This is a genomic window from Gordonia sp. 34D, from assembly GCF_056682775.1.
Genome location: NZ_CM155293.1, coordinates 534,289 through 557,438, shown reverse-complemented (window position 1 = coordinate 557,438; position 23,150 = coordinate 534,289). Strand labels below are relative to the sequence as shown.

At 62.1% G+C, this 23,150-nt stretch carries 21 protein-coding genes and 1 tRNA gene; 14 read left to right on the top strand and 8 right to left on the bottom strand.

The window, feature by feature from the left end:
• Positions 1-105: 105 nt before the first annotated feature.
• From AC1L34_RS02565 to AC1L34_RS02540, 6 genes are all read left to right on the top strand, one after another.
• Positions 106-1,383: a PucR family transcriptional regulator gene (locus AC1L34_RS02565; protein WP_424322387.1), complete on the top strand. Its 1,278-nt coding sequence runs from the start codon at positions 106-108 to the stop codon at positions 1,381-1,383.
• A 194-nt stretch (positions 1,384-1,577) separates the two neighbouring features.
• Positions 1,578-2,486, top strand: a complete 909-nt coding sequence (locus tag AC1L34_RS02560) for an ACP S-malonyltransferase (RefSeq protein ID WP_424296170.1) — start codon at positions 1,578-1,580, stop codon at positions 2,484-2,486.
• A 103-nt stretch (positions 2,487-2,589) separates the two neighbouring features.
• Positions 2,590-2,892 carry a meromycolate extension acyl carrier protein AcpM gene (gene acpM / locus AC1L34_RS02555; RefSeq protein WP_424296172.1) on the top strand — a complete coding sequence of 101 codons (303 nt, stop codon included), beginning with the start codon at positions 2,590-2,592 and terminating at the stop codon, positions 2,890-2,892.
• Position 2,893: 1 nt separating this feature from the next.
• Positions 2,894-4,159 carry a KasA/KasB family beta-ketoacyl-ACP synthase gene (locus AC1L34_RS02550; protein WP_424296173.1) on the top strand — a complete coding sequence of 422 codons (1,266 nt, stop codon included), beginning with the start codon at positions 2,894-2,896 and terminating at the stop codon, positions 4,157-4,159.
• A gap of 25 nt (positions 4,160-4,184) precedes the next feature.
• A complete protein-coding gene (locus AC1L34_RS02545) occupies positions 4,185-5,636 on the top strand; it encodes an acyl-CoA carboxylase subunit beta (protein ID WP_424296175.1) in 1,452 nt (483 codons plus the stop codon).
• 453 nt (positions 5,637-6,089) lie between these two features.
• Positions 6,090-6,608: a DUF3145 domain-containing protein gene (locus tag AC1L34_RS02540; RefSeq protein WP_424296177.1), complete on the top strand. Its 519-nt coding sequence runs from the start codon at positions 6,090-6,092 to the stop codon at positions 6,606-6,608.
• An 11-nt stretch (positions 6,609-6,619) separates the two neighbouring features.
• On the opposite strand, the gene AC1L34_RS02535 is transcribed toward AC1L34_RS02540, so the two are convergent.
• The 5 genes from AC1L34_RS02535 to AC1L34_RS02515 all read right to left on the bottom strand — a co-directional run bounded on the left by AC1L34_RS02535 (position 6,620) and on the right by AC1L34_RS02515 (position 12,270).
• A complete protein-coding gene (locus AC1L34_RS02535) occupies positions 6,620-7,429 on the bottom strand; it encodes a serine hydrolase domain-containing protein (RefSeq protein WP_424322388.1) in 810 nt (269 codons plus the stop codon).
• Between the two features lie 96 nt (positions 7,430-7,525).
• Positions 7,526-8,416: a hypothetical protein gene (locus AC1L34_RS02530; protein ID WP_424325187.1), complete on the bottom strand. Its 891-nt coding sequence runs from the start codon at positions 8,414-8,416 to the stop codon at positions 7,526-7,528.
• Positions 8,417-8,558: 142 nt separating this feature from the next.
• Positions 8,559-9,689, bottom strand: a complete 1,131-nt coding sequence (locus AC1L34_RS02525) for an NDMA-dependent alcohol dehydrogenase (protein WP_424293598.1) — start codon at positions 9,687-9,689, stop codon at positions 8,559-8,561.
• Between the two features lie 141 nt (positions 9,690-9,830).
• Positions 9,831-11,429: a fatty-acid--CoA ligase FadD5 gene (fadD5, locus tag AC1L34_RS02520; RefSeq protein ID WP_424293599.1), complete on the bottom strand. Its 1,599-nt coding sequence runs from the start codon at positions 11,427-11,429 to the stop codon at positions 9,831-9,833.
• A gap of 40 nt (positions 11,430-11,469) precedes the next feature.
• Positions 11,470-12,270 (bottom strand): enoyl-CoA hydratase-related protein, encoded by an 801-nt coding sequence (locus AC1L34_RS02515; RefSeq protein ID WP_424293601.1) that lies wholly within the window; start codon positions 12,268-12,270, stop codon positions 11,470-11,472.
• Between the two features lie 176 nt (positions 12,271-12,446).
• Between AC1L34_RS02515 and AC1L34_RS02510 the strand changes: the two genes are divergently transcribed.
• Positions 12,447-13,634 (top strand): TetR/AcrR family transcriptional regulator, encoded by a 1,188-nt coding sequence (locus AC1L34_RS02510; protein ID WP_424323920.1) that lies wholly within the window; start codon positions 12,447-12,449, stop codon positions 13,632-13,634.
• A gap of 4 nt (positions 13,635-13,638) precedes the next feature.
• Here AC1L34_RS02510 and AC1L34_RS02505 read toward each other — a convergent pair whose 3' ends face one another.
• Positions 13,639-14,409, bottom strand: a complete 771-nt coding sequence (locus AC1L34_RS02505) for a hypothetical protein (RefSeq protein WP_424325607.1) — start codon at positions 14,407-14,409, stop codon at positions 13,639-13,641.
• A gap of 139 nt (positions 14,410-14,548) precedes the next feature.
• On the opposite strand from AC1L34_RS02505, the gene AC1L34_RS02500 reads away from it, so the two are divergent.
• The 4 genes from AC1L34_RS02500 (at position 14,549) to AC1L34_RS02485 (ending at position 18,289) form a co-directional block, all read left to right on the top strand.
• A complete protein-coding gene (locus tag AC1L34_RS02500; protein ID WP_424295751.1) occupies positions 14,549-15,688 on the top strand; it encodes an acyl-CoA dehydrogenase family protein in 1,140 nt (379 codons plus the stop codon).
• A complete protein-coding gene (locus tag AC1L34_RS02495) occupies positions 15,678-16,394 on the top strand; it encodes a GntR family transcriptional regulator (protein ID WP_424324749.1) in 717 nt (238 codons plus the stop codon). The genes AC1L34_RS02500 and AC1L34_RS02495 overlap by 11 nt, the downstream gene beginning before the upstream one ends.
• Positions 16,395-16,465: 71 nt before the next feature.
• Positions 16,466-16,537: transfer RNA gene (locus AC1L34_RS02490), tRNA-Asn, on the top strand.
• A 177-nt stretch (positions 16,538-16,714) separates the two neighbouring features.
• Positions 16,715-18,289, top strand: coding sequence for a class I adenylate-forming enzyme family protein (locus tag AC1L34_RS02485; protein WP_424325608.1), 1,575 nt, complete (start codon positions 16,715-16,717; stop codon positions 18,287-18,289).
• 69 nt (positions 18,290-18,358) lie between these two features.
• On the opposite strand, the gene AC1L34_RS02480 is transcribed toward AC1L34_RS02485, so the two are convergent.
• Complete coding sequence (locus tag AC1L34_RS02480) at positions 18,359-18,964, bottom strand: HdeD family acid-resistance protein (RefSeq protein ID WP_424323748.1); 606 nt, start codon at positions 18,962-18,964, stop codon at positions 18,359-18,361.
• 186 nt (positions 18,965-19,150) lie between these two features.
• Here AC1L34_RS02480 and AC1L34_RS02475 point away from each other — a divergent pair, with 186 nt between their 5' ends.
• Entirely contained in the window at positions 19,151-19,645 is a 495-nt protein-coding gene (locus AC1L34_RS02475) for an FBP domain-containing protein (RefSeq protein WP_424325609.1), read from the top strand.
• On the opposite strand, the gene AC1L34_RS02470 is transcribed toward AC1L34_RS02475, so the two are convergent.
• The gene (locus AC1L34_RS02470; RefSeq protein ID WP_480035084.1) at positions 19,631-20,800 is read right to left on the bottom strand and encodes an NAD(P)-binding domain-containing protein; all 1,170 of its coding nucleotides are present in this window, start codon (positions 20,798-20,800) and stop codon (positions 19,631-19,633) included. The genes AC1L34_RS02475 and AC1L34_RS02470 overlap by 15 nt on opposite strands.
• A 97-nt stretch (positions 20,801-20,897) precedes the next feature.
• On the opposite strand from AC1L34_RS02470, the gene AC1L34_RS02465 reads away from it, so the two are divergent.
• Together AC1L34_RS02465 and AC1L34_RS02460 are read left to right on the top strand one after the other, a co-directional pair.
• Positions 20,898-21,506, top strand: a complete 609-nt coding sequence (locus tag AC1L34_RS02465) for a TetR/AcrR family transcriptional regulator (RefSeq protein WP_424325846.1) — start codon at positions 20,898-20,900, stop codon at positions 21,504-21,506.
• Complete coding sequence (locus tag AC1L34_RS02460; protein ID WP_424322055.1) at positions 21,503-23,143, top strand: MDR family MFS transporter; 1,641 nt, start codon at positions 21,503-21,505, stop codon at positions 23,141-23,143. Before AC1L34_RS02465 ends, AC1L34_RS02460 begins: the two co-directional genes overlap by 4 nt.
• Positions 23,144-23,150: the final 7 nt, after the last annotated feature.

Here is a 23,150-nt window from a genome sequence, read left to right as displayed (position 1 = left end):
GGGTGTCCCACATACTTTGCGGTTGTTCACCACATGAGCTTTGTTACGCCTCGCCATCTCCACTGGACACCGCCTTCAGGTGCCGTCGCGGTCTACATTGAAGTCGTGCCCGACGATGAACTAGATCCGCGCCTGAGCAGTACGCGCGCCACCGACGTCTTCAGCGAGCGAGGAGCTGCCGTCCCCGCTCCCGCCACCGTGCACGACGCTCTCCCCGAGACACTGCTGCGGCGCATCAAGCAATACAGCGGCAGATTGGCCACCGAAGCGATTCATTCGATGTCCGAGCAATTGCCGTACTTCTCGGACCTTGACGCCGCTCAGCGCGCCAGCGTGCAGTTGGTTGTACAGACGGCAGTCGTGAATTTTGTGGAGTGGATCCAAGACCCCGAAGGCAACGTCAAGTTCACAGTTCAGGCCTTTCAAATCGTCCCGCAAGACTTGGCGCGGCGCATCACCCTCTTGCAGACGGTCGAAATGGTTCGCGTGGCGATGGAGTTCTTCGAGAAATGGCTCCCCCTGCTCGCCCGCAACGATGCCCAACTCCGCGCGCTCACCGAATCGGTCCTTCGCTACGGCCGCGAAATTGGCTTCGCCGCCGCTGCCATCTACGCTTCCGCCGCCGAATCGCGTGGTGCCTGGGACTCGCGAATGGAAGCCCTCGTCGTCGACGCCGTCGTTCGTGGCGACGACGGCCCCCAGTTGCTCTCACGGGCAGCCGCGCTGAACTGGGCGACCGATGCGGCCGCGACGGTGATCGTCGGATCTCCCCCGCCGGAACAGAATGTGACGGTCGCCCTGGCGATTCACAACACGGCAAGGCAGTACGACCGCGCCGCCCTTTCGGTGGTGCAGGGAAGCACCCTGGTTGCCATCGTCGAAGGCCCATTGAAGCCCAACGGCAAGTTTTTGACCGAGTTGCTTGCCAATTTCGCACCGGGCCCGGTGGTGATTGGCCCGACAACCCCGAATCTCGGGTCGGCTCATGCGAGTGCGGTCGAGGCGATGGCTGGCATGCGGGCTGTCGTCGGATGGCCGAACGCTCCGCGCCCGACGTATAGCTGGGACCTCCTACCCGAGCGCGCATTGAACGGCGACCGATCCGCCATCGAGACGATGGACGAGACCATCGTGCAACCGTTAAGCGATTCGGAGACCCTCGTTAATACCGTTGAGGCCTACCTCGACAACGGCGGGCAGGTAGAAACTTGTGCCCGCGCGCTGTACATCCATCCAAATACTGTGCGGTATCGCCTAAAAAAAGTGACAGACATCACCGGGCGTGACGCATCTAACGCCAGGGATGCCTTCGTTCTGCGGGTCGCCTTAACGATCGGCAGATTGACACGGAACCATCAAGGATCATCGTCTTCAACACCTTGAGTAACACCAGTCACCACATTTTGCCTGCATATGGCAGGTCAGAAAGTTTTTGCATCATTCGAGTAACGAATCTCGAATCAATGACGATGAGAACACCGAGAAAGTCTCTTTTGTAGGAACCCTACAAAGATCGCTCAAAAGGTTAGTACTCGCCAACACCCCTACGACGACCAGAAAAGGTGTTCTCTAGTCACGTGCTTTCATTGCTTGCGCCCGGCCAGGGCTCCCAGACACCCGGCATGCTCACCGAATGGTTGACCATGCCCGGTGCCCGCGACCGTGTCGCCTCGTGGTCCGACGCCACCGGCCTCGACCTCGAACGTCTCGGAACTACCGCTAGCGCGGAAGAGATCACCGACACCGCCGTCACGCAGCCGCTCGTCGTCGCCACCGCACTTCTCTCGTTTGAAGAAGCCAACCGCCGCCACGATCTCCCCGCCGAAGCGATCGTCGCCGGCCATTCCATCGGTGAAATTGCCGCAGCCGCCTTCGCTGGCGTCATCACCGCCGACGAGGCCATGGTCCTCGCAGGCATCCGCGGTGCCGAAATGGCCAAGGCATGCGCGCTCGAAGACACCACCATGGCCGCTGTCCTCGGCGGCGACGAAGCAGAAGTTCTCGCTTACCTCACAGAACTCGAGTTGATTCCGGCCAATCGCAATGCCAAGGGCCAGATTGTCGCCGCGGGATCAACCGTCGCAATCGAAAAGCTCGTCGCTGATCCCCCGGCCAAGGCCCGAACGCGTAAGCTCGCAGTAGCCGGAGCTTTCCACACCCACTACATGGCACCCGCGCAGGATGCCGTCGCAGTGGCCGCCGCGAAGATCACCCCCAAGGACCCCACCCGCACGCTACTGTCGAACTCCGACGGCAAAGCTGTGACAACTGGTGCGCAGGCCCTCGAAAAGCTCGTCACACAGGTTACGAATCCCGTTCGATGGGATCTGTGCAGTGACGCCATGCGCGACGCGCAAACCAGCGCCATCATCGAATTCACACCGGGCGGCACCCTCGTGGGCATCGCCAAGCGTGAACTCAAAGGTGTGCCGTCGCGTGCCGTCAAGGTTCCCAGCGATCTGGAGGACCTCCCAGGACTTGGATAGCGGTCGGCAGCACCCGACCCCCGGAAGGCCAACGCGCCCGTCCACTCAGCACACGCTGATTTCCGGAACCGAATAGCATCACCGAAATAGAAGGGACCACACCGTGGCCGCCACTCAGGAACAGCTCGTCGCAGGCATCGCCGAAATCATCGAGGAAGTCACCGGCATCGAGCCGTCAGAAGTGACGCTGGAGAAGTCGTTCGTCGACGATCTGGACATTGACTCGCTGTCGATGGTTGAAATTGCCGTCCAGGTTGAGGACAAGTACGGCGTCAAGGTTCCCGATGAGGACCTCGCCAACCTGCGCACCGTCGGCGACACCGTCGCTTACGTCCAGAAGCTCGAGGCTGAAAACCCCGAGACCGCTGCAGCGATCGCCGCTCAGATCGAGGCGAGCCAGGCCTGATATGACCGAACTTCGTGACTTTTCCACGCTCGGTGGAGAGTTCCCCTCCGTGGTGGTGACCTCGATGGTCGCCACCACGAGCCTGGGGGTTGATCTCGACTCAACCTGGGAAAATCTCGTTGCCGGCCAATCAGGCATTCGGGAACTGACCGACGACTTCGTCGAGAAGTACAACCTCCCGGTTCGTATCGGCGGACGCCTCCTTGAGGATCCCACCAACGAAGTGACACGCATCGAAGCACGCCGCATGGCGTACGTCGAGCGCATGTCGCACGTCATGAGCAAGCGTCTCTGGGCGCATGCTGGCACCCCCGAGGTCGACCCCGACCGCCTGGGCGTCGTCATGGGCACCGGTATCGGCGGCGCAGATGCGATGGTCGACGCCGAGAACGCTCTCGCCGAGACCGGCAACTACCGCAAGGTGTCGCCGCTCGCGGTGTCGATGGCCATGCCAAACGGCCCGGCGGCAGTCGCTGGGCTCAATGTCGGTGCACGCGCCGGCGTCATCACACCCGTTTCGGCCTGCTCCTCGGGCGCTGAAGCAATTGCACACGCATGGCGACACATCGTCATGGGTGATGCAGACATGATGGTGTGTGGCGGCGTTGAGGGACACATCGACGCAGTGCCGATTGCCGCGTTCTCCATGATGCGCGCAATGAGCACCCGTAACGACGATCCTGCTGGCGCATCGCGGCCGTTCGACAGTGACCGCGACGGCTTCGTCTTTGGTGAAGCCGCTGCCATGATGATCATCGAGCGCGAGGACCACGCCAAGGCGCGCGGTGCTCATATCCATGCTCGCATCCTTGGTGCCGGAATTACCTCTGACGGTTACCACCTCGTTGCACCGGACCCCTCGGGCCAGGGCAACACCCGTGCGATGGTTCGCGCGATGGCGACCGCCGGCCTCAAGCCGTCGGACGTCACACACGTCAACGCACATGCGACGTCCACCCCGATCGGTGACACCGCAGAATCGCTGGGCATCCAGGCAGCCGTGGGCAACCACGCCGCCATTTATGCGCCCAAGTCGGCTCTTGGCCATTCAATTGGTGCCGTTGGCGCCCTTGAAGCGGTCTTGACCGTGAAAGCGGTGGAAGATTCTGTCATTCCGCCGACGCTGAATCTCGAGAATCTGGATCCGGAGTGCGGCGACATTGACGTCGTACATGGCGAAGCTCGACGCGGTCAGATCGACTACGCGCTGAGTAACTCCTTCGGCTTCGGTGGGCACAACGTGGCCTTGGCATTCGGCCGTTACTGATCCGCAACCCCCAAAGGAGAACCCGATGACCACACTGGCACCCATCCCCGGCCATGAGGAAGCAACCGATCCTCGCGATCCGTTGCTGCGGTTGACTAGCTTCTTCGACGATGGAACCGTCGAGTTGCTGCACCCCCGAGACAAGTCGGGTGTGCTCGCCGCCATCGGCGACGTGAACGGTGTCCGCACCGTCTCGTACTGCACTGACGGCACCGTGATGGGCGGTGCCATGGGCATTGTCGGTTGCGCTCACATCGTGAACGCAATCGACACCGCCATTGCCGAGCAGACTCCGGTCGTCGGTATTTGGCACTCCGGTGGCGCACGTCTCGCCGAGGGCGTCGAAGCCCTGCACGCTGTGGGGGGCGTGTTCGAGGCGATGGTGCGCGCATCGGGTTACATTCCGCAGATCTCCGTGGTCGTAGGCTTCGCCGCTGGCGGCGCAGCCTACGGCCCGGCGCTCACCGACCTCGTCATCATGGCGCCGGAAGGTCGCGTCTTCGTAACCGGCCCCGACGTCGTCAAGTCGGTCACGGGCGAAGAGGTCGACATGGAGTCGCTGGGTGGTCCGCTCACCCACGGCAAGCGTTCGGGCGTCAGCCACATCACCGCCGATTCCGAAGCTGACGCCTACTGGCGTGCACGCCGACTGGTCGGCACGTTCTCGCAGCAGGGCCACTTCAACAAGGAGAAGGCCGAAGCTCGCGATACGGACCTGCGTGAGCTGATGCCGGAATCGGCTCGTCGCGCATACGACGTCCACCCGATCATCGAAGCTCTCGTCGACACGCAGCTCGCTGCCGACGAGAAGACCGAGATCACCACATTCGAAGAAATCCAGGCCAAGTGGGCACCCAACATCACGGTCGGCTTCGGTCGACTGTCGGGCCGTAGCGTCGGTATCGTCGCCAACAACCCGCTCCGCATGGGTGGCTGCCTGAACTCGGAGGCGGCCGAGAAGGCGTCACGTTTTGTCCGTCTCTGCGACGCATTCGGCATCCCGCTGATCGTCGTCACGGACGTCCCCGGCTACCTGCCCGGCGTCGGCCAGGAATGGAACGGCGTTGTCCGTCGCGGCGCCAAGCTGCTGCACTCCTTCGCAGAATGCTCGGTTCCGCGCGTCACGCTGGTGACCCGCAAGATTTACGGTGGCGCTTACATCGCCATGAACTCGCGCGCGTTGGGTGCGACGGCCGTGTTCGCTTGGCCGGGCTCCGAGGTTGCAGTCATGGGCGCCAAGGCTGCCGTCGGCATCCTGCACAAGAAGACCCTCGCTGCTGCTCCAGAGGAGGAGCGCGAAGAGCTTCACGAGCGTTTGGCAGTCGAGCACGAGCAGATCGCTGGCGGCGTTGGTCGTGCACAGTCCATCGGTGTCGTCGACGAGATCATCGATCCTGCTAAGACCCGCAGCACCATCGCCGAGGCTCTCGCGTCGGCTCCGGCCCGCCGCGGCCGTCACAAGAACATCCCCCTGTGACCCACGGCAGCCGCTGAAGTTTCATCCGACGATCCCCCGATTCGCCCCGCGCGATCGGGGGATCGTCGCATCTCCCCTTTTCTGTCACGTTTCGGCCTAACCGTCACCGATCCCCCCGTTTGGTGACGGTCTGGTCGGCGCACGACGACGACTCGTGACAGAAAAGGGATGGCACAATTCTGCGCTCTCCCTTTTCTGACGCAAGACGCGGCCGGCGACCGGCCCAACCGTCACCCATTGCCGTGTTTGGTGACGGTTGGGCCGAATCGTGACAGAAAAGGGGAAATTGAGCGGAGCGAGAACGGCGGGGCGGAAGGGAAACCTGAGAATAGACAGATTTAACTGGCGCAACACGCGACTCACAAGGCATACTTCGTATCAACAGTGTGATATCCGGTAGCGGCGATAGGTGCGCTTGGGGAAGACGTTCCTCGTCGAACCGGAGGTGAAAAGGTGCGCAATCTCAATCAGTTTGCGGACATGACGAGCGGTGTGGTGTACATCCACGCCTCTCCTGTCGCGCTATGCCCGCACGTAGAGTGGGCGCTCTCGTCGACCCTCAATGCGAGGGCCGACCTCAAGTGGACCGCACAAGACGCCGACCCCGGCCGCATGCGTGCCACCGTCGACTGGACCGGGCCCGTCGGAACAGGTGCCCGCCTGACGAACGCCCTCCGTGAATGGTCAGGTCTGGTCTTTGAGATCACCGAAGATCCGAGCGAAGGTGTCAACGGCGAACGCTTCTGCCAGGTACCCGGACTCGGCCTCTGGCACGGCGCCACCGGTGCCAACGGCGACGTCATCGTCGGCGAAATGCAACTTCGCGCCATGATGGACGCCCAACCCGACAGCGCTGGCCTCGCCGCAGAACTCGACACCATCCTCGGTACCGCCTGGGATCGCTCACTCGAGTCGTACCGAATGGGCGGCATCGGCACCGAAGTGACCTGGCTCAGCCAACGCGTCGGCTAGGCCCTGATCGACTAGCCCAACTCCTGTAGTACCGCCTGGTTGAAGTCGCTCCACAACGGCTTGGCCCAGGCACCGAACGGACGATCCGTCAGCACGACCGCCGCGGCTCGACGATCCGGATCTACCCAGAGGAACGTGCCGGCCTGGCCGAAATGACCGTAGGTGCGCGGCGAATGATCCGGGGCTGTCCAGTGCGGCGTTTTGTGTCCGCGGATTTCAAATCCCAGCCCCCAGTCGTTGGGGCGGTGCCTGCCGTAACCGGGCACAAATCCGTCAAGCCCGGGGAACTGCACACTCGACGACTCCCCCGCCAGTTCCGGCGAAATCAGTTGCGGCGCAAGCTGGTCTGCAGCAAACGCGGTTAGGTCGGCGACGGTCGAACGGGCCCCGTGTCCGGCAGGCCCAAACAAGCCGGTCGACGCCATCCCCAGCGGCTCGCACACCGCTTCACGCAGATAGTCCTCGAACGCGATCTCCGATTCCGCGGCCACCAGGTCGGCCAGCGTCTCAAACCCGGCGCTCGAATAGATTCGCTGCTCGGCCACTCCCGCCGCGGCCTCACGCTTATCGAAGGCCATGCCCGACGCGTGCGCCAACAAATGCGCGACCGTTGCGCCCGGCAGCCCCGCCGGCGTCGAAAGTTCCACCGCCCCTTCTTCTACAGCGACCAGGACTGCTTGCGCAACAAGCAGTTTCGTCACCGAGGCAAGTTCGTAGACGCGGCTGGTGTCGCCGTAGCTGCCGACCACACCGTCAGGTGTTACGACGGCGGCGGCAACGTTGTCGACGGGCCATTCAGCAAGCGCATTGAGAGTCCTCACGGTCTCGACCCTACTTCCCCACCAACGCGAAAAAGAGCAGTGTGCCCCGCGACCGTCGAAACGATCGCGGGGCACACTGCCGAATTACTTTTCTGCTTAGTTCGGCGCCACAGGCACGTTGGGCTCGTTACCCGGTGCCGGTGCCGGTGCGACGTTCGGCGCAACCTCGGTCTTGCCATCGGCGTCGGTGGTGAATTGGCCTTCGTCGAGCGTCGAGGTTGCGTCTTCGACACCGTTCAGGACCGCATCGACCTTTTGAGCAGGGATGCCACACTGGTTGATCGCTTCGCTGACCCACTTCTTGGTGAGACGATCCATTCCCGCAGCATGTGCCTCTTCCACGGTGCCGTCGAGGACCGCACTGGAGCGCTTCAGATCAGAAGCCTGAGCGCACACGTGGAACACCGACCCGGACTTGCTGTAGAACACCTCGTTCTTGCCGGTGAGCTGTTCGACGACATTGGTTTCAGTGTTGTACTGCTCCACTGACGGCGGCGTCCAGTCAGCGCTGGCAAGGCCCACAATCACGGCGATGGCAATCGCCACACCGCCGACGATGCCCTTCTGCTTACCATCCATGTCCTTGTTGAGGAAGATCATGACGATCAGCGGCAGGAAGGCAATGATCGTGATGATCACGCCGAGCTGGTTTTGGACGAAGAAGCGGACCTTATCCTTCTTGGACGCGGGGTCGTAGCGGTTGGCTTTCTTCCAGAGGAACGACCCGCCGAGCGCAAACACGCCGATACCGACGATCAGGCCAATCAGTAGCCAAATGTTGATTGGGTCTTGCTTGAGGACCCAGAAGATGGTGAAAAGCTCAGCGGCGATAGCAATGATCCAGAGGACCGCAGCAAAGATCCGCAGCTTCAGCGCCTTCGACTTCGCTTCGGGCGAGGCCTTCCATGCCCCACCCTTAACGGTTTCCTGCTCTGCGACTGCCGCACCACGTTCGGCACGCGTCCGCGAGCTCTTCTTCTCAGCCATTGTTCCCCTTGTTGAGCGCCAAATAGACGCTCTCAGATTAAGCCACGTATCCGACAACCGGTCGCTGCACACTCCGTCTGGACGGCAGAGGGCCCGCAAACACCGTTGTGTCTGCGGGCCTTCTGGGTGTGTCAGCTACGGCTTAGCGGTCGGCGTCGGTGTAGCGGATGACGCCGCGGATGTTGCGGCCTTCGAGCATGTCGGTGTAGCCCTCGTTGATCTGGTCGAGGCTGTAGGTGCGGGTGACCATTTCCTCGATCTTGAGCTTGCCCATCTTGTACATCGACAGCAGCTTCGGGATGTCGAGCTTGGGGTTGCAGCCACCGAAGATGGTGCCCTGCAGGTTCTTCTGCAGCATCGACAGCATCGACAGGTTCAGTGCGGTGTCGTTAGCCATCATGTTGCCCATGGCGGTCATGACGCAGGTGCCGTTCTTGGCGGTGATCGACATGTAGCTGTCGACGTCCTTGCCGAACACCTCACCGACGGTGACGATGACCTTCTGGCACATGCCCCATTCGGTGGCGTTGCCGATCTCGTTCATGGCCTCGTCAATCGACGCGAAGACCTGCGTGGCACCAAACTTGAGCGCCTGCTCGCGCTTCCATTCCACCGGGTCAATGACGAAGAGATTGCGGGCTCCAGCGGTCGCGGCACCCTGGATGGCTGCCGTACCGACGCCGCCGGCACCGATGACTGCAACGTCTTCGCCGGGGCGAACGTCTGCAGCGATGGTCGCCGAGCCGTAACCGGTGGGGACACCGCAACCGCACAGTGCGGCAACTTCGAACGGGATTTCCGGGTCAATCTTCACCACAGAAGCCTCGTGCACCACCATGTACGGGCTGAAGGTGCCCAGCAGCGTCATCGGGTAGACGGGCTCGCCGGCTGCGGTGTGGATGCGGAAGGTGTGGTCGGAGACGGCCTCACCCTGCAGCAGCATGGCACCGAAGTCGCACAGGTTGGCAATACCAGCGCGGCACGAGCGGCACTTGCCGCACGACGGGATGAACGACAGCACGACGTGGTCGCCGACTGCGAAGTCGGTGACGCCTTCACCGATCTCTTCGATGACGCCGGCACCTTCGTGGCCGCCGAGGATAGGGAAGCCACCCATGGGGATGCCTCCGGTCATCAGGTGATGATCGGAGTGGCACATGCCAGCGGCTTCCATACGGATCTTGATCTCGTGCGCCTTGGGGTCGCCGATTTCAATTTCTTCGATCTGCCACGGGCTATTCAGTTCGCGGAGGATGGCGCCTTTGGTCTTCACAGTCTCTGTTACCTCTTTTTCGAATCACGCTGCGGCACGGCCGCATCCAAGCGTCGGGTACGGCTCTGCACCGCATCTGCTAGTGAGGGTAGTCACTTGACGCCCAAAATGAAACACGTTCCAGTTTCCGCGTCGTATGGGTCAGTGAACGAGGCCCGCGTCCTTGCTGCCGTACTCCTCGCGCAACTGCGGCTTCACCACTTTTCCGCCAGCATTGCGCGGCAACTCGTCGACGATCACCAGTTCCTTCGGGTGCTTAAACCGTGCCAGGTTCTCGTTCAAATACGGCTCCATTTCGGCGAGCGAGAGACTGTCGACACCCTCAGCCAGCACGACCACCGCGACGGGCACCTCGCCCCACTTTTCGTGAGCCTTGCCGATAATGGCGGCTTCGGCGATGCTCGGGTGGCTAAACAGGGCGTTCTCCACTTCGGCGCAGTAGATGTTCTCACCACCGGAAATGATCATGTCTTTGGCGCGGTCGACGACGTAGAGGAAGCCCTCTTCGTCCTGGCGCACGAGGTCGCCGGAGTGGAACCAGCCGCCAGCAAAGGCATCGGCGGTGCCCTGCGGGTTCTGCCAGTAGCCGATCATCATGGTGGGTCCGCGGTAGACGATCTCGCCGACCTCACCCACGGCAACGTCGTTCATTGCGGCGTCGACGACGCGTGCGGTGACCGCCGGTACCACCTTGCCGATGGAACCCAGTTTGCGGAGCGCATCCTTGCCTTCCAGAGCGCAGGTAATCGGCGACATTTCTGTCTGCCCAAATACCGCAACGTTCATCGCATCGGGGAAGGTCTCGTTCATCGCGCGCAGCACGCTGTCGGAGGCGGGTGCCGCACCCCAGCTGACGACGCGGAGCTTCAGATCGCGAGGCTTCGCCTGTTGGGCAGCGCACACCGCCTGCCACTGTGCGGGCACCAGGAAGATCGACGTGGTGCCTTCCGCCTCGAGGAAGTCGAGCAGTTGCTCGGGGTCAAAGTTGCCGAGTGGGTGAATCACCGTGGTCGCACCCATGTAGATGGTCGGTGTCATGGCACCGAGGGCAGCGATGTGGAACATCGGGGCCACGCACGACGCGATGTCGTCGTCGGCGGTGTTGAGCGCCTGAATGCAGGTCAAGCCTTGGGCCTGCAAGTTGATGTGCGTCAGCATCGATCCCTTGGGCCTACCGGTGGTTCCCGAGGTGTACATGATGAGGGCGACGGTCTCTTCGGGGATATCAATCTCGGGGAGCGGGTCGCCCTCTTCGGTGATGAGGTCTTCGAACCCGAGGTGCGACTCGTTTGCCACATCGCCGACCGTGATGATCGTTTCAATAGATCCGGTGATTTGTGCGACGGCGTCGGCGAGCGGAGCCAGCATGGTTTCGGTCACGATAACTCGCGCCCCCGAGTCTCCGACCAGGAAGGCCACTTCTGCCGGCGCCATCCGAATGTTGACGGGAACCGGAATGGCCCCGATCAGGTTGGCGGCCAGGACCAGCTCGACGTACTCGGTGCGATTGAGCATCAGCACCAAAATACGGTCGCCAAACTGCACGCCGCGCCGCAGCAGCGCTGCGGCCAACGAGTGGGTGCGCTCGTCCAACTGACTCCAGGTGGTGCTGTGACCGAGGAAGCGGAAGGCAATGTCGTCGGGCTTCATCGAGGCATGACGGCGAACCTGGTTGTTCCAGTGGTTTCGGCGTGAACGCTGAGGCTCGCTGTTGAGGGCAAATCCGAGGATGTCAGTCATGGCGTCTCCAAGTTGGTTCGGGTGGGCGTTTGGTCAGAGGTTATGAGCGGTTAACGAAAGCTTTGATGGCCTCTTGAAAGGCTGGCGCCTGCAAGAGTTCTGTCTGTCCGACGATTTCGCGGCCCAGTGCGTCTGGAAGGCCGAGAAGGGCGTGCTCGTCGAGCGCAGCTTTGGTCCGAGCGAGGGCGGTCGGCGACGACCGCACCAGCCGTTTGGCGGTCCGTTGAACGGTGGCTTCGAGGCCGTCGACATCCTCCACCACCCCGTTAATCAGTCCGAATTCAAAAGCCTCGGCGGCCGACAGCTTTTCGCCGAGTAGCGCGAGTTGGTTGGCGCGGGCCCGCCCCATCGCGGCGGCGAAGATCGCGGTCGCTCCACCGTCGGGCATGAGGCCGATATTGACGAAGGCTAGGAGAAAGTACGAGCGACTGGTCGCGTAGACAAGGTCGGCGGCCACGGCGATCGACGCCCCAATCCCGACGGCAGGACCGTCGAGGGCGGCAATCACCGGCATCGGGAGGCCACGAACTGCCCGCACCAGATTGGATCCGTTTTCGATGATTGAGCGCGAAGCGGATTCGTCGAATCCGCCCGACCCTGCTGAGTCCGTCGCCATGCCGACAACGTCGGCGCCGGCGCAAAAGGCACCACCGCGCCCCGACAGGACCACGACACGAACATCGTCGCGGACCGCCCACTGGGTGCAGCACTCAATGATCCGGAGCGAAGCTCCGCCATCCAGCGCATTCAGGGCAGCTGGCCGGTCGATCTCGAGGCGCGCCACACCGTCTGCGTCGATACTTGTCCAGATGCCGTCACGAAGCTCGGCCTCGCTGATCATCGCACTCCTCGCGGTGGTGAGATTGCCTTGAATCGCCATCACAGTAACACCCCAAGTGAGATAAGTCATGCGAATGCTGATTAACTTTTATGACTCATACACAGTCTTGAACTGGGAGTATTGCGTTTCTGGAAAGATTGCTTGAAGAATGGCGCGATTCGTTAACATTGATCCTTATGACCGCAGGACCACATCCGACGAGCGCCGTCCGCACGCGCAAACGCCCGGCTAACCGTCGCGACGTCATCCTTGCGGCTGCCGCCCGAATCTTTGCCGAGTCGGGATTTCATGCGACCCACCTGAGCGCCATAGCCGACGCGGCTGGCATCTCCACACCTGCGCTGTATCGACATTTCTCCGGGAAGTACGAATTGTTTGCCGCGGCCCTCATCGAACTGGCCTCCGACCTCACCGCCGCTGCCGACGAGGCCCCGCAGCAAACTGACCCGGCGCTCGAGCTCGCCACGGTGGTCCGAGCGCTCACATCGGTGGCGCTCGACAATCGCGAGGCAGGCAACATCTATCGTCGTGAACCGGGCCTCCTCCATGGAGAGGACCGGATTCGATTGGCGGCCCTGTCCCGGCGGACCCGCGCACGACTGTCGACTCCCCTACGCACTCTTCGACCGGAACTCTCCGATCACGCCGTCGGCACTTTGGTGACAGCGACCCTATCGGTGGCTGCCAGCCCCGTGACGCATCGCGTCGCACTGGCACGCAAGGCCGCAGTCGACGTCCTCAGCGAAGCCGCGGACAGCGTCCTGCGGGTAACACTGCCTGAGCCCGGCCCCTCGGAGACCGCGCCCGGTCTCGCCCCGCTCGGCAAGCGCGAGGGCATACTCACCGAATCTATCCGACTGTTTGCCGAGCACAGCTTTCACGAAGTCACGCTGGAGCAGATCGGTGCCGCCGCAGGTCTTCCCCCATCCGGCGTCTACCGCCATTTCCCCTCCAAGCACGCCATCCTCAGCGCCGCGATGTGGCGGGCATCGGAACGGACTACCGCGGCAATCACCGACGGGCTCTCCCGCGCAACCACCCCGGCCGAAGCCCTTGTCGCCCTCGCCGCCCGCTACAGCGCCCTCTGCGTCGAAGATCCAGAAATCATGACCGTGTACCTGCGCGAAACGACAGTCCTGGAAGCCGCCGAATTGCGATCCCTCCGACTGCAGCAGCGCCGCAATGTCGATGAATGGGCAACTTGGCTCCAGCGTGCACGCCCCGAGGTAGCTTCGGCGGCTGCTCGCTTCCTGGTGCATGCCGCGCTGAACGTGGCCACCGACTTAGCGATCGGCTACCGCGGTATCGATGCCAAGACAGTCGGCGCGATCGTCGCGGCCGTCTTGCTCCCCGAACCAGCGTGAACTGTTACACCACCTCGAGGTTCGACAGCTTCCACTCGTCGGCATCGCGGGTCAGGGTGATCTTGACTCGCGATTGGTAATCGATACCGTCCTTCGCTAGTGCGGGCACCAGCGGACTCTTGACGTTTTGGTCTACCGCGACCAACACCTCTGCCGTGTCGTCGCTCATCGAAATCACGCCCGCCTCAAGCGCTTTCGCCGTTCCCGTCGCTTGGGCGGCATCATTGCCCGTGCGCGCCGCCTGTGAGGACTTTATGTACTGGTCGGCAAATTGCGGGGTGGAAATGCCGCGGATTCGACGGTCCAAATCCGAATAGTTACCGGACTGGTAGGTCAGCACGGTGGTTGCATAGTCCTTGGCGGTGTTCACTGCCTCTTGGCTGGCAGAGTCGTCGGACTTCGATGCCGACAGAGTGAACAGGACCCCCAGGACGATTGCCGCGATCGCCAGAATGATTGTCGACGCGGCCAGGACTCGCACCAACGTCTTCGACGAGGCCGCTCGCGTATCCGCCGGCCGCGCACCGGCGGGTTCGGTCCCACCAGCGGGTTCGGTCGCACCGGCACCACCTATGGCAGCACTGTCGCCGACAGCGCTGTCAGCGTCGTGCAGTTCACCGTCGACCCCCACACCGGTGCCGTTTTTACGCGCCGCCTTGGCCTCTTCGTCTTCGCGGAGTTGTGCTCGTCGCGCCCGATTTTCCGCGAGCAACCCCTCGCGGTCGAGACCAGCAGATCCGGCCTTCTCGTCACGCTCATCGCTGCCGTCGCCCATGCGCACCAACAGTAACGGGTAACAACCAAGAACTTGCTATGTGGTCTAGTTCACATATTTTGCTCGTACATATATGTGGTACACAGATAGTGATCTGTTTCATCCCCCCGCATTGTGGTTTACGCCTCGAGGAGCCCCCATGGTTGAGTTCACGCCCGAGCAAGAAGCATTCAAGAAGGCCGTCGGCGATTTCTGTGCCCGCGAGGTCGGTACGCGCGAGCAGCGCCTCGCGCTTACCAACAACGGGCAGGACGCGCACTCGGACGTGCTGTACCGCAAGATGGCCGAACTGGGCTGGGCTGGCATCAACGTCGCCGAAGAGTTCGGCGGTGCCGGCGCGGGCAACGTCGAAATGTGCATCTTCCTTGAGGAAGCCGTCCGCGGCCAGGCCCCGATCGGCGCCGTCGGCCCCACCCTGATCACCGCTGCCGCGTACGCCAAGTTCGCCAATCCGGACATGCGCAACGAAGTCCTCGCTGGCGTCGTCGCAGGCGATTCACTGTCTGTCTCGATGTCTGAACCGGAAGCCGGATCTGACGTTGGTGCGCTGACGTGCCGCGCGGAGAAGGTCGACGGCGGATGGAAGATCAACGGACAGAAGACGTGGTGCTCCAATGCGCACTTCTCCAAGAGCATCCTGCTGATCGCCCGCACCGAACGGTCGGAGAACAAGCACGAGGGCCTCACCCAGTTCCATGTCCCCGCCGATACCCCAGGCCTGGTCATCAAGGGAATCGACACGCTCGGCGGCCGCGAGGTCAATGACCTCTACTTCACCGATGCCTTCGTCCCCGATTCAGCGGTCGTCGGCGAGGTCGGCAACGGGTGGAAGCAACTGATGTCGGGCCTCAACTCGGAGCGCCTCATCTTGGCCGCGATGCAGTTGGGATTGGCGCAGCGCTCGTTTGACGACACTCTCGCCTTCATTACCGAGCGCAAGCAGTTCGGTCGGCCGATCGGCTCGTTCCAGGCACTGCGGCACCGGATGGCCGACCACGCCACCGAGATTGCCTGCACGCGCGAGTTGGTTTACAGCGTGGCGCGCGCCGCGGATGCCAATCCCAAGAAGATGATGCCGCGCGAGGCATCGATGGTGAAGCTCAAGGCCACCGAGGTCAGCAAGAAGATGACGATCGACGGCATGCAGATGATGGGTGGCTACGGCTACGCCACCGAGTTCGACGCCGAGCGGCTGATGCGGACCGCAATCATTTCAACCGTCTTCGGCGGCACCAATGAAATCCAGCGGGACATCATCGGAAAGACGTATGGCCTCTGATCCATCAGTGACTGATTCTTCGGCAGCTCGACCACGGCGGAAGCCTCAGCTGTCCGAGGAAGTTGCCTCGATTCTGCGGCACCAGATCATGACCGCCGAGCTTTTGCCCGGCGATCGGGTGCGGATCGACGAGACCGCCGCAGCGTTGGGAGTCAGTGTGACGCCGGTTCGGGAAGCGCTGTTGACGTTGCGGGGCGAGGGCATGATGCTCCTCGCCCCGCACCGCGGATACGAAGTCGCGCCGCTGACTCGGACCGACATTGACGACTTGTTCTGGCTGCAGGGCGAGGCGGCCGCTCGGATTGCGCGCCGGACCGCCGCTGTCATCACGTCGGCCCAGGTTGACGATTTGGCGTGGGCCAACGCCCAGTTCCGCAGCGCGCTGGCCGCTGCCGATACCCCGGCACTGACGGCTGCCGAGTTCGACTTCCACCGGACCCACAATCAGATCAGCGGCAACACCAAGCTCGCGTGGATCCTGCTCAACACCACGCGGTACACACCGCACGCCCTATACGCCGCCGACCCGGACTGGGGAAACACCACCGTCGAACTGCACGACGCACTCATTGCTGCCTATCGCACCGGTGATGCCGATGCTGCGGCCGACTGCATCCGCGCCGAGTTCACCGATGGTGCCGCTCGCTTGATTGCCCACTTGGAGACAACAGCCATCTGGCGCTCGCCCTCCGACTCCACCAACTAACCCCTACGACCAGGTGTTTTGCACTCCCGCAGATCGATACGATAGAGTCTGATCTCGTTCGCATCGAGCAATCCCCCATAGCTCAACGGCAGAGCACTCGACTGTTAATCGAGCGGTTATTGGTTCGAATCCAATTGGGGGAGCTTCCAGAAACCCGCCTCATTTTTGAGGCGGGTTTCTTGCTTTCTCCGGCACGGTCGCGGGGCTAAGGGGGTTAATGGCTCGCAGTCTGCGCCGCCGACAGTCGAAACGTCCCTCACGCCCCGCCGACTCGTCATACGGTGGCCTCACTCCTACCCGTACGAGAAGAGGCCCTCCCCGTGTCGTCGCTGCTTGACTCCGTCACCAACACCACCATCGGCCACGTCCTGGCCGATCGTGCCCGCACATTTCCGGATGCCCCATTCATTCACTTCGGCGACGACACCATCACCTTCGGTGAGATGCAGCGCCGCGCTGTGCGAGCCAGCGCCGGGCTGCGGGCCGCTGGAACTGGTCGCGGAGATCGGGTCGCGATCGCTGCATCGAATACCCCAGAATGGCTGATCGCGTACTACGCGACCGCTCGTATCGGCGCCATCTTGGTGACGCTTAATGTCGTCTACCGCGAGCGCGAATTTGTGTACATGCTCGGGCAGTCGGGATCCAAGATGCTTATCTGCGATGAGGAGGCAGGCGGCTTTCAATTCCGTCCGTTCCTTGAGGAGCTGGCACCGCAGATTCCAACCGTCGAACGCATCGCCTATCTCGGTGGCCACGACGACGCTTCGTGGGCCGCGCTCGTTGAAGCCGGCGGCCCCACCGACGATGCGCCAGAGGGCGACCCGAATATTGCGCCCGACGATCCCGCAGTCATCCTCTACACCTCTGGCACCACCGGTGATCCCAAGGGCGCTACCCTGACCCACCGCAGTTTGCTGGCGTCGGCCGCCATGCAGGCCGACCGATTCCACCAAACCGAGAAGGACGTCATCCTCGGCGTCCTGCCCTTTAATCATGTCGGCGGCATAACCTGCACCGCCGGGGCGAGCCTCGTGGCAGGTGGGGCGATCGTCTTACCCGCACGCTTCCAGCCAGACCTAGTGGTGGCCGCGGCCAATAAGCACCCCATCACTATCTTTTGCGGCGTACCGACCATTTACCGAATGCTCCTGGCGTCGGAAGCCTTTGCCGCATGCGATGTTTCGCACGCCAGACTCTGCGTCGTCGGCGGCGCCAATCTCGAACCGGCCTTAGCCGATGAAGTGACCGCACGCTTCAACGGTCCCCGCCTTGCGAATCTTTACGGCCTGTCGGAGTCGTCGGGCGCATGCATCATCTCCCCCGAAGACGACACCCTCGAACTGGTCTCGACATCCATCGGCACCACCGTCGACGGCGTCGAAGGCCGTGTTGTGGCCGACGACGGCACCGAACTCCCCCGAGGTAGTGTCGGCGAACTTCAGATCCGCGGCGCATGCGTGGCCGCAGGCTATTGGGACAAGCCCGCCGAAACTGCCACCACTTTCGGCACCGACGGATGGCTATCGACTGGCGACGTAGCCACCATGAGCGACGACGGCCACGTGGCGATCATTGCCCGCAAGAAGGAAATGTATGTGCGCGGCGGCTACAACGTGTACCCGGCCGAGATTGAGAATCTACTGGTGACCGATCCCAATGTGGCGATGGCGGCAGTGATCGGTGTCGGGGACGAAACGTACGGCGAGACCGGATACGCTTTCGTCGTCCCGGCCCCCGGCACTACGGTCGACACCGCAGCCCTCATCGCAATGTGCCGAAAGTCCTTGGCCGAGTACAAAATCCCCGACACCGTCGAAGTCGTCGATGCCCTACCGATGACTCCCGCAGGCAAGATCAAGAAGGTAGCCCTCGTGCCGTCGCAGAGTTCTTAATCGCGTACAAAACAATTCGCCCCAATCCCGTCGGCGGGATTGGGGCGAATTCCGTTGTTCAGACGACGGTTAGGCCACGAGACCGTGCGCCTTCTTTGCCTCCGACCGAAGCATGAAAGCGTTAACGACTTCGATGATGCCAACCACGATCAGCATGATGCCCGAGACCCACACGAGGGTTTCGATCGAGCTAATCGGCCAAATGATCAGGATGCCACCGGCAATGACGGTGATGATGCCCAAGAAGATGCCCCAGCCGCGGCCCGGCAGACCACTCTGCGCATCCATAAACACCGACAGTTCGGCGATGCCGCGGAAGATCCAGCTAATACCAATCCAGATCGCGAGCAGGATGATGCCGCTCATCAAATTACGGAAGGAGACGAACGCCAACAGAATGGAAATTGCACCCGACGCGAACGTAAGGAAACGCCACCAACCGTTGGGGTGCTGCACACCAAAGGTCGACGCGATCTGGAACAGGCCCGAGATCAACAGGTAAACGCCGAACAGGATCGCAGCAACGAGGAAGGTTGCCGTCGGCCACGCCAAAATAATGATGCCGAGGATGATCGACGCAATACCGATCCCCACGAGACTCTGCCACGTGCGCTGCGTGATCTCCTTGACGGCCGCAACCGTTGCTGGCCCTCCGAGCTGGTCGTTAAAAGTCATTGTTCTTGAAGCCCTTTCGTCATAGATAAGCGCGATGTCGATTACGCCGATCGGTGGGCACAGACCCAGCCCGACAAGATCGGAGCACGCGAAGTTTAGCGCTTTGGTCTGATTAATCAGTGGACAAACGCCGCAGTGATATCTGATCGACATCACCGAAAGCTGTGCGCTACCGTGGATTTCACGATGAAAACGATCACCCAAGAGCAGATCCTCGACTCCTTCCGCGGCACCACGCGCAGCGAAGTAAAGAAGGTGTCGTTTCCACTCGATTTTGACGACATCGATTTCGAACGCCGCGAGTTTTTCGGCTGGCGCGACCGCAAAATCCCTCGTCGCGCTTACATCACCGTCGAGTTCAACGGTGAGCTAGTGTCGTTGCTCCTGACTCGCGCTGACGCCAAGCCTGGACGCAAAGCCATGTGCACATGGTGCCGCGACGTGGAGATTACCGACGAAGCGGTGCTCTGGACGGTACGCCGCACCGGCGCCAATGGTCGCCGCGGCGACACAATCGGAGCCCTCGTCTGCTCCAACTTTTCCTGCTCAAAGAACGCCCGCAAGCTCCCTCCCGCGTACCACAAGGCGACAGACCTCAACGCCGTCCGCGGTGAGCAGATTGCCGAACTACAGCGCCGCGTGGCCGCATTCGTTTCCGAAGTCCTCTCAACCGAGGACTAGCTCGGGGTCGCCCACAGTGACGCGGACCGCAGCTTGGGCAGCGCGCCGCCCGGCCCGGGTGGCACCAAGGGTCGACGCGCTGCGCCCGTAACCCACAAGGAACAGGCCCGGAACTTTCACGACGCTGACGTCGTCGTCGGCCATTAGTACCCCGCCGGTCGACTCGCGCACACGCAACGGCGCAAGGTGCCCGATGGAGTGCCGAAAGCCGGTAGCCCAGATGATGGCGTCGACCGCTTCTGTGGTCCCATCGACAAATTCGACACCACCGGCAGTCAGCCGTGAGATGGGACCGCGAGAGGTCAGCACTCCGGCCTGCAATGCCGGCTCAAATCGCGAGTGCCGAGGTAGGCCAGTGGTGGCGACGACGCTCAATGGCGGCAATCCGGCACGGGTGCGTTCGGCGACGCGCCTTTCAACGTCACGCCCCCAAGTGACGTCGAAGGGGCTATCCCGCCAGCGTGGCGGTGTGCGCGTCGACCAGATTGGCCTCGCGCCCGCTTCGTCGAGCAGGATCACAAATTCCACGGCCGAAATCCCGCCGCCCACCACGAGAACGTTCTGACCTGCGAAGTCGCGCGGCTCCGGAAAGTCGCGCGTCGTGAGTTGCCGTCCGAGAAATTGGCCCGGGTACCAGGGGACGTATGGACGGTCCCAGGTGCCGGTCCCACTAATAACTGCGCCGGTTCGATAGGTACGGATTGCCCCGTCCGGATGCTGTGCACGGACGAGGAATCGGAAGCGATCCGATTTGCGTTGCGACATGCCGCTCTCCGCGGCATGTCGCAACGCAAATCGATCTCCGGCGATCGATTCGACTGCCACTACTCGCCACGGACGCGAGATCTTCAGATCCCGGTCGCGTTCGTAGCCTCCGTAATAGCGCTTGATGACCTCGCGCGCGGGTTCGTCCGGATCTGCGACCGGCTTCGGCGAGCCAGGAAGGTCGTACACCCCGTTCACCAGGCTGAACGTCAACGCGTCCCAGCGGTGACTCCACGCGCCGCCCGGTGTCGGGTTGGCATCGAGAATCTCGAAGTCGATGCCCGCGCGAAGCCCTTCCCGCTGCAGGTAATAGCCCGTAGAAAGTCCGGCCTGACCAGCACCGATGACTACAATTCGCCGGTCGATCACTGTTTCCGAACTTGGCCCCATGCCTCCGACAACCACTTCGATTAGCCCAATGTTCCACCCGAGTAGCGCTCGTCACACTCACGTAGCCAAGGTCTTGCACTCGTGCAATAATGCACTAGTGCAATATTCTAATTTGGGTTTACGGGAGCGCCAGCGCATCGACACTTTGAAGTCGCTGCGTACCGCTGCTGTCGAACTGGTCCGCGAAAACGGACTCATCGACACCACCGTCGCCGAAATAGCCGACCGCGCTGGCGTTTCTCGGCGCACCTTCTTTAACTACTACGCATGTAAAGAAGACGCGGTTCTCGGCGCGGGCCCAGCTAACATCCCCGACGACTTGGTCGACGATTTTCTGAACGCGCCGCCGGGACCGGACCGGTTAACGCGGGCCGTCGACCTAGTAATCGCCGTGGCGGCCAGCATTCGTCAAGGTGGCGGACTCCATGCCGACCACCGCGAGCTCGTGATCACGTACCCGCAGCTCGCCGAACGCATGCAACAGCACGGTGCCTCGGCCCAAGAACAATTGAGCACCAATATCATCGAGCGTTTTCACGATGCCGGTCCCGACGCGGTCAATAAGGCCCGCGCCACCATCATGTTGGCAGGCACCGTCCTTCGATTCGCTTACAAATCCGACCCGGACGTCCTCGATAACCCCGACTCCCCCGCTCTCGCCGAAGCCGTTTCCGTCTTCCGCAAATCCTTTAAGGACCTACTGTGACCACACTGATTGAAAAGCCGCCGGGCGACGACGCCAACCGGGCTTCCGCAGCAGAAGCCGCGAATCGTCGCAGCGTGCTGCTCCTTTTCATCGGCCTGATGATAACGATGCTGTTGGCGTCGTTGAACCAGACGGTGCTATCTACGGCGCTCCCGACAATCGTCGGCGAATTGCACGGTGTCGACCAGATGACATGGGTTATTACCGCCTACATTTTGGCGAGCACCGTCGTAATGCCGGTGTACGGCAAGATCAGCGACTTACTGGGCCGCAAGCCCGTCATCCTCACCGCCATCGTGCTGTTCCTGGCCGGTTCGGTGGTAGGTGCGCTGTCGCCCAACATCACCTGGCTGATTGCCGGTCGCATCCTGCAGGGTATCGGCGGTGGCGGTCTGATGATCCTGTCGCAGGCGGCCATTGCCGACGTAGTTCCTGCCCGCGAGCGCGGCAAGTACATGGGATTCATGGGTGCAGTGTTCGCGGTGTCGTCGGTTGCCGGGCCACTGCTGGGCGGCTGGCTCACGGAAGGTCCGGGCTGGCGCTGGGCATTCTGGCTCAACCTGCCGTTGGGTGCTCTGGCCATTATCGCGACCATCGCGTTCATGAAGTTGCCGAAGGTCGTCACCGAAGTGCGCCCGAAGCTCGATTACCTAGGCATGGCATTGGTTGCCGGTGCGACCACCGCACTGGTGCTGGTCTGCACCTGGGGTGGTCACACCTACGACTGGGCCAGCCCCCAGATCATTGGCCTGGGTGTCGCCACCGTTGTCCTCGCAATTGCCTTCATCTTTGTTGAGCGTGCCGCCGAAAACCCGGTGATTCCGATGTCGCTGTTCGCCGACCGCAACTTCACGTTGACGACGGTTGCGAACTTGATGATCGGTGTCGCCATGTTCGGCGCACTGGGTTACATGCCGACCTATATCCAGATGGTGACCGGTGTGGACGCCACCGTCGCCGGCCTCCTCATGATTCCGATGATGGGCGGCTTGCTGGTTTCGTCGATTGCTTCAGGTCAAGCTGTCGCCCGTAGCGGCCGGTACAAGATGTTCCCGATTGTCGGCACCATCATCATGGGCATTGGCCTGTTGCTGATCGCTTCAATGCACATTACGACGCCGACTTGGCTGATGTGCGCCTACTTGGCGGTCTTCGGTATCGGCATCGGTTTGTCGATGCAGATTCTGACGTTGATCGTGCAGAACTCGTTCCCCCTCAGCATGGTTGGTACTGCGACGGCGGCGAATAACTACTTCCGTCAGGTCGGCGCGACGCTGGGTTCGGCGATCGTCGGCTCCATCTTCGCTTCGCGTCTGATCGCGTTGATGCACGAAAAGTTGGGCAACAGCAGTGCCGGCGGTTCAGATACTCGCAACGCTCTGACGCCCGCCGCCGTGAATGCGATGCCGGACGCAATCCGCATCCCGATCATCGAGTCGTACAACGAGGCCCTGCTGCCGATCTTCTTGTTCTTTGTCCCGCTGGCTGCGATCGCGATGATCGTGCTGCTGTTCATCGATGAGAAGCCCCTCGCAACGACCGTCCGCAACGAGGCCGCCGAAGTAGTCACCGAGGAAGAACTCCTCACCGAGGCCGAGATGGTCAGCAACGACGCTGCCGCGGACCGTCGCGAGTAGCACAAAC

Bases quoted from the DNA above. Each gene is read 5' to 3' on its own strand.
- AC1L34_RS02550 (WP_424296173.1), top strand. From the start codon at position 2,894: ATGACCGAACTTCGTGACTTTTCCACGCTCGGTGGAGAGTTCCCCTCC.
- AC1L34_RS02545 (WP_424296175.1), top strand. From the start codon at position 4,185: ATGACCACACTGGCACCCATCCCCGGCCATGAGGAAGCAACCGATCCT.
- AC1L34_RS02530 (WP_424325187.1), bottom strand. From the start codon at position 8,416: ATGGCTGAGAAGAAGAGCTCGCGGACGCGTGCCGAACGTGGTGCGGCA.
- fadD5 (WP_424293599.1), bottom strand. From the start codon at position 11,429: ATGACTGACATCCTCGGATTTGCCCTCAACAGCGAGCCTCAGCGTTCA.
- AC1L34_RS02515 (WP_424293601.1), bottom strand. From the start codon at position 12,270: ATGATCAGCGAGGCCGAGCTTCGTGACGGCATCTGGACAAGTATCGAC.
- AC1L34_RS02510 (WP_424323920.1), top strand. From the start codon at position 12,447: ATGACCGCAGGACCACATCCGACGAGCGCCGTCCGCACGCGCAAACGC.
- AC1L34_RS02505 (WP_424325607.1), bottom strand. From the start codon at position 14,409: ATGGGCGACGGCAGCGATGAGCGTGACGAGAAGGCCGGATCTGCTGGT.
- AC1L34_RS02500 (WP_424295751.1), top strand. From the start codon at position 14,549: ATGGTTGAGTTCACGCCCGAGCAAGAAGCATTCAAGAAGGCCGTCGGC.
- AC1L34_RS02495 (WP_424324749.1), top strand. From the start codon at position 15,678: ATGGCCTCTGATCCATCAGTGACTGATTCTTCGGCAGCTCGACCACGG.
- AC1L34_RS02480 (WP_424323748.1), bottom strand. From the start codon at position 18,964: ATGACTTTTAACGACCAGCTCGGAGGGCCAGCAACGGTTGCGGCCGTC.
- AC1L34_RS02475 (WP_424325609.1), top strand. From the start codon at position 19,151: ATGAAAACGATCACCCAAGAGCAGATCCTCGACTCCTTCCGCGGCACC.
- AC1L34_RS02470 (WP_480035084.1), bottom strand. From the start codon at position 20,800: ATGGGGCCAAGTTCGGAAACAGTGATCGACCGGCGAATTGTAGTCATC.